Origin of the sequence: Paenibacillus sp. FSL R5-0766, from assembly GCF_037971845.1 — a bacterium.
Classification (GTDB): Bacteria; Bacillota; Bacilli; order Paenibacillales; family Paenibacillaceae; genus Paenibacillus.
The window spans coordinates 6,756,652-6,769,783 of record NZ_CP150227.1 but is presented as its reverse complement, the minus strand read 5'-3'; the positions used below and the strand labels follow the sequence as shown (position 1 = coordinate 6,769,783).

At 52.8% G+C, this 13,132-nt stretch carries 6 protein-coding genes; all 6 read left to right on the top strand.

All coding sequences use genetic code 11. The annotated features are described in order from the left end of the window. The first annotated feature begins 28 nt into the window (after positions 1–28). The 6 genes from MKY66_RS29235 (at position 29) to MKY66_RS29210 (ending at position 13,129) form a co-directional block, all read left to right on the top strand. A complete protein-coding gene (locus MKY66_RS29235) occupies positions 29–889 on the top strand; it encodes an alpha/beta hydrolase-fold protein (protein WP_076213821.1) in 861 nt (286 codons plus the stop codon). Positions 890–1,076: 187 nt separating this feature from the next. Further along, a complete protein-coding gene (locus MKY66_RS29230; protein WP_076213824.1) occupies positions 1,077–1,862 on the top strand; it encodes a 2,3-dihydro-2,3-dihydroxybenzoate dehydrogenase in 786 nt (261 codons plus the stop codon). Positions 1,863–1,888: 26 nt separating this feature from the next. Continuing rightward, positions 1,889–3,232: an isochorismate synthase DhbC gene (gene dhbC, locus MKY66_RS29225; protein ID WP_076213826.1), complete on the top strand. Its 1,344-nt coding sequence runs from the start codon at positions 1,889–1,891 to the stop codon at positions 3,230–3,232. Between the two features lie 3 nt (positions 3,233–3,235). After that, complete coding sequence (locus MKY66_RS29220; protein ID WP_076213828.1) at positions 3,236–4,852, top strand: (2,3-dihydroxybenzoyl)adenylate synthase; 1,617 nt, start codon at positions 3,236–3,238, stop codon at positions 4,850–4,852. Between the two features lie 37 nt (positions 4,853–4,889). Continuing rightward, positions 4,890–5,888, top strand: a complete 999-nt coding sequence (locus tag MKY66_RS29215; RefSeq protein WP_076213830.1) for an isochorismatase family protein — start codon at positions 4,890–4,892, stop codon at positions 5,886–5,888. A gap of 14 nt (positions 5,889–5,902) precedes the next feature. Then, positions 5,903–13,129, top strand: a complete 7,227-nt coding sequence (locus MKY66_RS29210) for a non-ribosomal peptide synthetase (RefSeq protein WP_076213991.1) — start codon at positions 5,903–5,905, stop codon at positions 13,127–13,129. Positions 13,130–13,132 lie beyond the last annotated feature (3 nt).

Here is a 13,132-nt window from a genome sequence, read left to right as displayed (position 1 = left end):
GCAGAATAACGAGGAGGACCCATCCGTAATGACGTTTCAGCCCAACCCAACCGCTCCTGGCAACCTTGAGCATATCGCACGCAGTACCGTTCAAGTTCCACATGCCGAACAATGGACCATGAAATCACGTTCAGGCCATCATGATTATCAGATCATGGTATTCAAGCCTGCTGAACCTCCGCCCCCGTCCGGTTACCCGGTGATTTACCTGCTGGATGCCAATTCGGTATTCGGCACGATGGTGGAAGCTGTTCGTGTGCAGGGACGCAGACCGGAGAAGACAGGAGCAGTCCCGGCCATTGTCGTAGGCATTGGGTACCCGATCGCGGGCCCCTTTTCCCCTCATCGTTACTATGACTTTACTCCAAAGGCCACAACGGAATATACTGCAAAATCCGACGGTACACCTTTGCCAGAACAAGGAGGTGCCGATGAGTTCTTGCGATTTATTGAAGAAGAACTGAAGCCGGATATAGAGCAGCAATTTCGGATTGATCGGGCCAGACAGGGTATATTTGGTCACTCGCTCGGTGGGTTATTCGTGATCCATGCGTTGTTCACGAAGCCGGAAGCTTTTCGATATTACATTGCGGGAAGTCCCTCATTGCACTGGAACCAGAAGGTCATGCAGGCGGAGGAACAGGAATTCGTCGCAAGGCTGGAGCAGCATCCAGTGAACGTCAAGGTGTGGATGGGTATGGGAGAACAGGAGAAGACCCACCCGGCTCGTAACAATGATAAAGCATCAAGTCTGACGGAACGTTTGTCCGCATTAAAGCAGCTAGGGCTGGACATCACCTATACCGAGTTCGAAGAAGAGAACCATGTCTCGGTATTGCCTTTTCTGATTAGTCGCACGATGCGTTTTGCCTGTAGTCCGGAGTCATAGAAGGTATGAAATGAGGGACGTTTTGCAGGTGACAGTCATATGAATCAGGGATCAGTGAGCGGTAGGAGCCAAGGTACAGCTATGTTTCGGATTTACGGATGATCACACTCAACTGGATAGAACCAAGCTAACACATCGCTCCAACAGGGGAGAACACAGCTATAAGGCAGTAAGGGAGGTACACGAGGTGAGTTACACAGGAATCGATGGAAAAGTGGCCGTGGTCACCGGTGCTGCGCAAGGGATCGGTGAAGCGGTGGCGAGATTGCTTGCACACAATGGCGCTATCATTGCTCTGGTGGATCGACAGGAAGATGCGCTGAATCAGCTGGTCACCGATCTGCGCAGTCAGGGCCATCAGGCAACAGCCCACGTTGCTGATATATCCGATCGTCAAGCGGTTGAGGATACCGTTCAAAGGATCGAAGAAACCGTTGGCCCCATTGGCATTCTTGTGAATGCCGCTGGTGTACTGCACACAGGGGCAGTTAGTGAGCTGACAGATGAAGAATGGACGAGGACGTTTGACGTGAATACACACGGTGTATTTTACATGTCGCGTGCGGTAGTGAGAAATATGGCTGAACGTCAAACGGGTGCGGTGGTTACCGTTGGTTCAAATGCTGCGGGTGTTCCGCGAATGCACATGTCTGCTTACGCGGCTTCCAAAGCAGCCTCGACCATCTTCACTAAATGTCTAGCTCTGGAATACGCGGATCGGCATATTCGTTGCAACATTGTCTCTCCAGGCTCAACAGATACGCCAATGCAGCGAGCCATGTGGCAAGATGAGCAGGGCGCAGAGGCAGTCATTGCAGGCTCACAGCAAACCTTCCGCCTGGGCATACCGCTGAAGAGAATGGCATTGCCAGAGGACATCGCGGACGCGGTGGTCTACCTGGTATCGGATCAAGCCAGACATATAACAATGCATGATCTGTGTGTGGATGGAGGCACCACGCTTGGTGCCTGAATCAAGAGATAAGGAGATGATGAATCATGTCAAAAGCGGGTACGGTTACTGCAACTTCCGCCATACACCTCCTGGAACAATATCGGGAGGGGACGTCCTTTTTCTGGTCTTCACCGCAACATACCTTGCTCGCGCAAGGAGAACGGATTCGTTGGTCTCCGCTACATGCGGAGCACGCAATTCAATCAGATTCCAGCGATTCTGCTGATGTGATTGAACATAAACGTAAGGAAGAGATACATCTTTTCATACATGGTATTCAGCAGCTTATGGACAAGGCCCAACAAGCTGGGCAATCGAATCCGATGGTGGTTGGCGCCATCCCGTTTGATCCGCTGGACACTGCTGCTGAGTTATATGTACCAGAGACGGTGCAGTGGGCTGAACCGCTACCCTCGGAATCACGAGCATTAATTCAGAAGCTGCCAGCAGCCGTAGGTTGTGAGGTCGTTGAGGCACCAGCAGGGACAGTATATGAGCAAAGTGTAGACAACGTATTGGTTGATCTGAACCAGGGTGATCTCCACAAAGTCGTGTTATCCCGTACGCTTGAGGTGACTTCACAGGCCATCGTAGATACGCATCAATTGCTGCGTAATCTGTTCAGGGACAACACGCATGGATATACATTTGCTGTACCAATGAGGAACATAAATCAGCCTAAAAGTACTCTAACAACGAACAAACAACATTCAAAAATAGATAAACAATTTGAAAATAAAACGAGTCGCACCTTCATCGGGGCAAGCCCGGAACTATTAGTTACACGCAAAGGGTTAAAAGTACGCGCTAACCCACTGGCAGGCTCTGCTGCCCGGAGTGAAGATCCAGCGGAAGATCGCCGCCGTGCAGAGGCACTGCTGGCTTCAGCCAAGGATCGGCATGAACATGCCGTAGTCATTGAGGCAGTTGCGGAGGCACTGCGCCCATTATGCCGCCAACTATCCGTTCCAGCAGAACCTTCGCTGATTCAGACGCGCACAATGTGGCATTTATCCACTGAAATCCACGGGGAGCTAGTGGACGCGGCCACAACGTCACTGGAGCTGGCTTTGGCTCTTCATCCCACACCCGCCATCTGTGGAACACCTGTACAGGCTGCGCGGGCAGCGATTAAACAACAGGAGCCGTTCAACCGGGGATTATTTACGGGAATGGTGGGCTGGTGCGACAGGGAGGGCGACGGCGAGTGGGCCGTAACGATCCGATGTGCTGAAGTGGAAGGCACAGCTGTGAAACTGTTCGCGGGAGCAGGCATTGTAGCAGGTTCTACGGCAGAAGCTGAGCTGGCAGAGACTGCTGCCAAGTTCAGAACGATGCTGCTTGCGATGGGTTTGGATTCAACCGTGTCCAGTCGGAAGGAGGAATGAGTAATGTTGTCAGGATATCAGGCTTGGCCTGAGGAAGTTGCAGAGCGTTATCGGCAGGAGGGTTGCTGGGAAGGGATTACGTTTGGAGAAATGCTTCGCCAGCGTGCTGATCTATATGGCAATCGGGTAGCCGTTATTAGTGGTGAAGATCAATTCACTTATGCAGAACTGGATGACCGGGTGGATCGATTGGCTTCCGGTTTATATGCCAAAGGCATACGGCAGCATGACCGGGTTATTATTCAGCTGCCCAATATTACGGCGTTTGTTGAAGCGTGTTTTGCTCTGTTCCGCATCGGTGCGTTGCCTGTATTTGCTCTTCCTTTGCATCGAAAGAGTGAAATCACATATTTCGCTCGTTTTTCCGAGGCCGTAGCATACCTGATCCCGGATCAGGATGGAGGATTTGACTACCGCACGTTAGCAGAGGAGGTACAGGCAGAGATGCCGGGACTTCGGCATGTTTTTGTGGCGGGAGAAGCCGGGCCCTTTACAGCGTTAGAAGATGTCTATGCAGAACCTATCACGCTACCGAATGAACCGACGTCTTCAGATGTTGCTTTTCTACAGTTGTCGGGCGGAAGTACCGGGTTGTCCAAGATGATCCCACGTACTCATGATGACTACATTTACAGCTTGCGAAGAAGCGTTGAGGTATGTGGTCTCAGCCCCGAAAGTGTCTATCTGGCTGCACTACCTGTAGCACATAACTATCCAATGAGCTCACCCGGCATTCTGGGCACGTTGTACGCAGGTGGCACAATTGTGTTGTCACGGGGATCAAGCCCGGATGAAGCCTTTCCACTGATTATGCGCCATCAGGTAACGATCACGGCTTTGGTGCCGCCGCTGGCTCTTGTCTGGCTTAATGCAGCAGCTGCCCGAGGAACCAAGCTTCCGTCGCTCCAGGTGCTTCAAGTGGGAGGCGCCAAATTCAGTGCAGAGGTGGCGGCACGTGTCAAACCGGTTCTTGGCTGTACATTACAGCAGGTTTTTGGCATGGCCGAAGGGCTGGTGAACTACACACGTCTCGACGATTCGGAGCATGTCATTACCCATACACAAGGGAAACCAATGTCTCCCTATGACGAGGTGCGGATTGTGGATGACGAAGATGTTGAGGTGGAGCAGGGACAAGCCGGACACCTGCTGACACGCGGGCCTTATACCATTCGTGGTTATTACAAAGCCGAGGAGCATAACGCCAGATCGTTTACTACGGATGGTTTCTATCGCACAGGCGATATTGCGAGTCTGACGGCTGACGGATATCTCGTTGTCGAGGGGCGGGCGAAGGATCAGATTAACCGTGGCGGGGATAAGGTGGCTGCCGAGGAAGTGGAAAATCATCTGCTGGCCCATCCAGGTGTGTATGATGCAGCCTTGGTTTCCATGCCCGATGATTATCTGGGCGAGCGCTCTTGCGCCTTTATCGTGCCAAGCAGCGAAGCTCTGGTGGTGGCCGAGATTAAGTCTTTTCTACGCAATCGGGGCCTGGCCAGTTATAAAATCCCGGACCGGATTGAGTTGGTGGATGCTTTTCCGAAGACACAAGTGGGCAAGGTCAGCAAAAAAGCACTACGGGAGATGTTGACCACCGAGCAACCTGTATCTAAATAAGAATTTTCGATAAATATAGCTGAAAAGAGGGATATTCATGGCACTTCCAGTGATTCAACCATATGCAATGCCTGTAGCGTCGGAGCTTCCGGTCAACAAGGTAGCCTGGACACCGGATGCGAAGCGTGCAGTACTCTTAATCCACGATATGCAGAACTATTTTATGAATGCATTTACGGCGGGAGCATCCCCGGTGGTCGAACTGATTGATCATATTGCACAACTTCGTTCAACGTGTCATGAGCTTGGGATTCCCGTGGTCTACTCGGCACAACCGGGTGGACAGACACCGGAGCAGCGCGGGTTACAGCTGGACTTCTGGGGAGCGGGGATCGATGGCGGGCCTGTGCAAAAAGAAATTGTTGAATCGCTCGCACCCGCTCCACAGGACATCTTCATGACCAAATGGCGCTACAGCGCCTTCCAGAAGACGGAACTGCTTGAACTCATGGAGCGGCAGGGCCGGGATCAATTGATTGTCTGCGGCATATATGCGCATATCGGATGTCTGATGACGTCAAGTGAGGCATTTATGCGAGACATTCAGGCGTTTCTGGTTGCCGATGCGGTTGCTGATTTTTCGGAGGAAAAACATCGCATGGCGCTGACGTACGCGGCAGAACGGTGTGCGGTAACACTCACGACCGCACGTTCGATTGCGTTGCTGAATGCGTCAGCCACAACCAGAACTGGAGGTACAGTTACATCCGAGGTGCAGCTACAAACGGCATCCACCGCGGAGATTGGGCATGTCGTGGAAGAACGAGAAGACGTTGATCATGCAAGGATGGCAGCATTGCGGGCTCAGATTGCCGAACTGTTGCAGGAGCAGCCCGATTCAATTGGGGAGCATGATGATCTGATTCAGAACTGGGGAATGGATTCCATTCGCATGATGAGTCTGGCGGAGCGTTTTCGCGCGGAAGGCACAGAGGTTACCTTTGTTGATCTGGCGGAACAGCCTACATTGGCAGCATGGGCAGGGCTCCTGGATAATGCTCAAACGAAAGTACTGCCGAACGGAGACTACTTTTGAGCGGGGCGGTACAGATGTCGCATAGTTGGAACACAGCTTGGCCTTTATCTTCTGCACAGTCCGGCATCTGGTATGCTCAACAGTTGAATCCGGACAACCCGATGTACAACACGGCCGAGTATGTGGTTATTGACGGTCAGATCCATACGGGACGATTTGAAGAAAGTGTACGCCAGACCGTGATGGAGGCCGAATCGCTGAATATGGTATATGGCGAAAATGAGCAAGGCCCGTGGCAATCTCTGCGCACCAACATGAATGATTGGACATTCCATGTCATGGATGTGCGTGATCAGGCTGATCCTCATACGGCTGCGCTCGACTGGATGAAGCAGGAACTGGCACGGCCTGTTGATCTGGCAATTGGTCCACTATTTACAGAAGCTCTCTTCCGGGTGAGTGAGGATCGGTATTACTGGTACCAACGCATTCACCATATTGCGATTGATGGGTACGGCGTATCCCTGATCACACGCAGGATTGCCAGCTTGTACTCTGCAAGCCTTCAGGGAGAGGGCGCAGCACAGGCACAGGGTACGGCAGCCTTTGGATCACTGACTTCCGTTCTCGAAGAAGATGAAGCCTATTCATCCTCCACCTACCGAGAGCAGGATCAACAGTTCTGGGTCGACCGATTCGCGGATGCTCCGGATGTGGTCAGTCTGGGTGAACGTGCTCCGCGTACATCAACCGAGTTCCTGCGGCAGAGTATGGTGCTCACACCGTCACAGCGGGAGCAAATGCAAGCAGCAGCGGGAAGGTTCGGTGCGACTTGGCCGGATCTCTGTGTTGCAGCAACAGCTATCTATGTACACCGAATGACAGGGTCAACTGATGTTGTTCTGGCCTTGCCCGTGATGTGCCGATTGGGTTCAGCATCGCTGCGTGTTCCAGGCATGGTCATGAATGTGCTTCCGCTCCGCCTGTACCTGGACTCGCAGATGAATCTGTCTGATTTGATGGGACAGATTGTGAAGGAGATTCGGGCCGTACGCAAACACCAGCGATATCGGCATCAGGATCTAAGGCGTGATCTCAAGCTCTTGGGAGAGAATCGGCGTCTGTTTGGACCGATGATCAATGTGATGCCTTTCCATCACGAGTTGAATTTTGCTGGCTCACGTGGCATGATCCATAATCTGTCCACGGGTCCAGTGGATGATCTGTCAATTCATATTGTGGACCAGGGTCATGGTCATGGAATGAGTATAGCTTTTGATGCCAACCCTTCAATCTATGTGGACTCGGAATTGCGTGATCATCAGCTTCGCTATGTACAAATCCTGCAATCCCTGATGTCAGAAGGGACAGAAGACATATCGGTTGGACAGATGAACATCCTGCTCCCTCCCGAACGCGAACAAGTGCTGGAAGGATGGAATCAGACGCATCATGCCATCGCTGAGTGGAATTCAGCAGCACTATTTGAACAGCAGGTTCCGCGCACACCTCTTGCAACGGCAGTGACATTCGAAGGGACATCGCTGACCTACGCAGAGCTGAACGAACTTGCGAATCAACTGGCACATGAACTGATACAGACTTACGGAGCAGGACCGGAGCAGGTGGTTGGCATAGCGATGCCTCGTTCACTGGAAGTGGTTATCGCGATTGTAGCTGTTCACAAAACAGGAGCAGCCTATCTGCCACTTGACCCGGATTATCCCGAAGAGCGCCTGATCTATATGCTGGAGGATGCCAAGCCTGCTTGTGTGGTGACGGTAATGAACAACTTCTCACACATTCCGCAAATGTCCAGTGTACCGATTCTGGTTATGGATGAACCGGACATGATACAGGCAGTGAGTTGCCAGTCGGGAAGCAATCCCGAAGGTGATGATCTGCCAGGTATAGCTTCTCTGCTCAACCCTGCGTATCTGATCTATACTTCCGGTTCTACCGGTAAGCCCAAGGGTGTAGCTGTAACTCATCTGGGATTAACCAATTTGCTTGAAGATATGAAGACGAGACTACAGGTTGGTCCGCAGGATCGCTGGCTGTCGGTGACCACGATTGCTTTTGACATCTCCGTACTGGAAATCTTCCTGCCACTGACGACTGGGGCCAGACTGGATATCGCGCAAAAGGAAACGATTCTTGATCCGGTAGCACTGGCCGGGAAGATGAGAGAACAAGAGACGACGATCATGCAGGCTACGCCAACGTTATGGCAGTCTCTGGTGACGAGCTGCCCGGGAAGATTCGATGGGCTAACGGTGATTACCGGAGGAGAGGCTTTATCCGAGGAACTGAAGCTTTCGCTGGAGGCGTTGGGCTGTCAGGTCAATAATCAGTACGGGCCCACGGAGACAACCATCTATTCTACAGCTGCATCGCTGGGGAAAGAACATTCAGGCAAACCATCCATTGGTGGTCCGGTACGTAACACACAGCTCTATGTGCTGGATCAGAGTATGCAGCCTGTACCTCCAGGTGTAGCAGGGGAATTGTATATCGCAGGAGAGGGACTTGCACGGGGATATTTGGGCAGACCCGATCTGACCGCAGAACGTTTTGTCGCGAGTCCTTTCGGACAGCCGGGCAGTCGAATGTACCGGACAGGAGACCTGGCCAAATGGTTGCCGGACGGTTCCATCGATTATTTGGGACGGGCAGATCATCAGATCAAAATCAGGGGCTTCCGGATTGAACTGGGGGAGATTGAGTCGGTAATCTCCAGATATCCGGGTGTAACACAGGTTACGGTCATGGCACGTGAAGACCAACCTGGGAACCAACGGTTAGCGGCATATATCGTGGCTGATGCGGAAGATCATCAAGCTGACATCGATCTGGCTGATATCAGAGCACATTTAGCTGATGCGTTACCGGATTACATGGTGCCCTCTGCCTTCATGCTGCTTCCAGAGATGCCGCTGACACCGAACAAAAAAATCGATCGCAAACGTCTTCCTGTGCCTGCATTGACATCTAATGCAAACGGGAGGGAGGCACGTACACCCCAGGAGGAGATCCTTTGCAGCCTGTTTGCCGAGATCCTGGGTGTAGCTCGGGTAGGCATTGATGATGATTTCTTCGAACTGGGTGGACATTCCCTGCTGGCTGGGCGAATTATAGCCAGAGTACGTGATGTATTCGGGGCAGAACTGAACATCGGCAGTGTGTTTGAATCACCGACAGCGGCAGGGCTTGCCAGAAAGCTGGATCAGGCGAAGTCCGTCAGACCCGTTATTCAGCCTGTGCGGCGTGTGGGTGAGATTCCGCTTTCCTTTGCCCAGCGACGGTTATGGTTCCTCTATTGCCTGGAGGGGGCTAATCCCACCTATAATATTCCGTTGGTTGCCCGGTTGACCGGGAAGCTGGATGTGGACGCTCTCCGAAACGCCCTGCAGGATATTGTTGCCCGTCACGAGACACTTCGCACATTGTATCCGCCAGATCTGGGTTCGGCGAGCCAGCATATCCTCCATGCAGCAGATGTAACAGTGAATGTGAAACTCACCCGGGCTTCGGCTGAGAAGCTGCCCGAGCTGCTGGCAGAAGCGTCGCGTTACAGCTTCGAACTTAGTACCGAACCCGGCATACGTGCGGGATTGTTCCATACGGATGCGGACGAACATACATTGCTGGTGCTGATTCACCACATTGCAGGGGATGGTTGGTCCTTATCACGGCTTATCCGGGACTTGTCGGAGGCTTATACTGCTCGTCTGCGTGGATCTGCTCCGGCTTGGGAGCCGCTACGCATTCAGTATGCTGATTATGCGGTGTGGCAGGAGAGCCTGCTTGGGGATGAGAAGCGGCACGACAGTCTGATCGCGAGGCAGTTAGCGTTCTGGACTGACCAGCTAGCAGGCTTGCCAGAACAAGTCACGTTCCCGGCAGACTATACCCGACCAGTGGTGTCCAGTTACCGAGGAGGGACGGTGCCATTTGCGATCAGTCAACGTCTGCATGAGCAGCTTGCGACAGTCGCCCGTGAGCATAAAGTAAGTCTGTTTATGCTTCTGCATTCGGCGTTATCTGTGCTGCTTACTCGAATGGGTGCAGGCATGGATATTGCGATAGGTACACCGATTGCCGGACGGAGTGACGATGCGCTGGATGATGTCGTGGGGATGTTCATCAATACGCTGGTCCTGCGTACGGACACTTCGGGCGATCCGACCTTCCGAGAGCTGTTGGCCCGCGTGCGGGAAGCCGATCTTGCTGCTTATGAACATCAGGATTTACCGTTTGAACGGCTGGTCGAAGTGCTGAATCCGCCCCGATCTCGTTCTAAACATCCGCTCTTTCAGGTGATGCTGGTGCTGCAAAATACGCCGGATATTCGTCTTGAGCTGCCGGGTGTTGAAGCAGAGACTTGCATTCACGGTGTGGGTTCATCCAAATTCGACCTTACGCTTGAACTGACGGAGAAACGGGAGCAGAACGGACTTCCAGCCGGAATTGAAGGTGTACTGGAGTATAGTGCAGACCTCTACCGTGAATCGACCGCCGGAGAACTGGTCGTTCGGTTGATGCAGGTGCTTGAGGATGCTGTACAGCAGATGGATGAACGCATCAGCAGATTTGACCTGGTTACACCATTAGAACATGCTCAGTTTGAAAAGGAGTGGACTGCTACACAAGATGAAGGTCCACAGTTGACCATAGCCGAGCGTTTTGAAGTACAGGCAGCCGCTCACGCCAGTTCGGTAGCCCTCCATTGCGAGGATATCCGTGTGACTTACAGGGAGCTGAATGCACGGGCTAATCGACTGGCGAGACTATTGATCGCAGGAGGTGCTGGGCCGGAACAGATGGTGGCCCTAGCCTTACCTCGTTCGGTAGAGATGGTCGTAGCCATTCTTGCCGTGCTCAAAACGGGTGCCGCCTATCTGCCACTGGACCCGAACTATCCGGCAGACCGTTTAACACATATGCTGACGGACGCATCACCGAAAGTGATGATTACAAGTACAGAGGTATATGCCCTGCTGCCGCAAATGGCGAACATTGAATGTATTAACATGGACGATCTGCATACCTTGCGGCGATTGGAACTCATGAATGAGCGTAACCCGGCAGACCATGAACGGAATGGACGGGTAACTCCGCTACGTCCGGCTTATATGATCTATACCTCGGGTTCAACAGGGAAACCCAAAGGTGTCGTGATTCCGCACGCAAATGTCATCCGGTTATTGGATGCAACGCAGCATTGGTTCCATTTTGACGAGAGCGATGTGTGGACGTTGTTCCATTCCTATGCGTTTGACTTCTCCGTGTGGGAGATCTGGGGCCCCCTGCTGTATGGAGGAAGCTTGGTTATTGTTCCCCATGAGATTAGCCGATCACCTGGAGCATTCCTGCGACTTCTCGCCGAGCAAAAAGTAACCGTTTTGAACCAGACGCCATCTGCGTTCTACCAACTGATGCAGGCTGACAGGGAAAATCCGGTCTTCGGACAGCAGCTTGCACTCCGCTATGTGGTCTTTGGAGGCGAGGCACTGGAGCTGGGACGGTTGGACGACTGGTATGAACGCCATGTGGATGACGCTCCAAGGCTCATCAATATGTATGGTATTACGGAAACAACGGTCCATGTCAGCTACAAAGAACTTCACGCAGGCAGCGCTGCGGAGGGCGCAAGCAGCTGGATTGGATGCGCTATTCCAGATTTGCGCGTCTATGTGCTGGATGATCATCTGAAGCCTGTGCCAACAGGTGTAACTGGAGAGATGTATGTGGCGGGAGCGGGTCTGGCTCGTGGCTATTGGGGAAGGCCAGATCTCACGGCAGAGCGATTCGTCGCCGATCCATATGGTGCACCGGGTACACGTATGTACCGTACGGGAGACTTGGCAAAGCGCCTGCACGATGGTTCGCTTGATTATCTGGGACGAGCCGACCAGCAGGTGAAAATCCGCGGGTTCCGCATTGAGCTTGGTGAGATTGAGGCTGTACTGGCAAAACATCCGGGCGTGGCTCAGGCGGCTGTTATCGTTCGTGAAGACCAGCCGGGAGATAAACGTCTTGTCGCTTATATTGTTCCTGCACCGGACAGTGAAGCAGAACTGGAAACGGCTGCGTTACGCCGACATGCGGGAGCGAGCCTTCCCGATTATATGGTCCCATCTGCGGTGGTTGTGATGGAGATCCTGCCACTTACGCCGAATGGCAAGCTGGATCGCAAGGTGTTGCCTGCACCAGAGATGCAATTATCGGTTGATGGCCGAGCACCGCGCAATCCGCAGGAGCAGATTCTCTGTGATCTGTTTGCCGAAGTATTAGGGTTTCCGAGTGTGAGTATTGATGACAGTTTCTTCGAACTGGGAGGTCATTCGCTGCTTGCGGTGCGCCTGATGAGTCGAATTCGCGAAGCGATGGGCAAGGAGCCGGGCATCGGCATTTTGTTCGAAACGGCCACAGTAGCTGGACTGGCTGAGCGATTGGAGATGGGTGCAGATTCCGGGAAAAGCTCGCTGCAAGTGTTGCTGCCGCTCCGGACGCATGGGCAGCATCTGCCAGTATTCTGTGTCCATCCAGCCGGAGGACTTAGTTGGTGTTATGCCGGGTTGATGAAACACCTAGGCATGGAGTATCCGCTGTACGGATTGCAGGCAAGGGGGATTGCCGAGTATGAAGTGCTTCCACCGACACTGGAGGATATGACGGCGGATTATATCTGTCACATCCGGTCTGTACAGCCCGAGGGTCCGTATCGTTTGCTCGGCTGGTCACTGGGTGGCAATGTCGCTCAGGCTATGGCCGTGCAGCTTCAGTCCGAAGGAGAAGAAGTAGAGTTTCTCGCCATGCTGGATGCATATCCGAGTCATTATTTGCCTATTCGCGGGGAACCGGATGAGGAAGAAGCGTTAACGGCATTGCTTGCACTCGGCGGATATGATCCGGACAGTATTGGGGATGGGCCGCTGGATATGGGGACAGCAATGCGCATCCTTCGTAGTGAAGGAAGTGCACTGGCAAGTTTGGATGAAGAGACAATCATGAAGCTGCGGAAAACCTATGAAAATTCCGTCCGGATCTTGGGGGCATATACGCTATCCCGATTCGAAGGTGACCTGATCTTCTTCCGGTCCACCATAATTCCCGACTGGTTCGATCCGATCGAACCGGAGATGTGGAATGCATACATCGGAGGACAATTGGAACGTCATGATATTGCCTGTCGTCACAAAGACCTTTGTCAGCCAGGTCCATTGGAGGAGATCTGCCGTACCCTATCCGTCCGGCTGGAGATGCTGAACAAAAAGCGTAACATTCAACACAAATAGGAG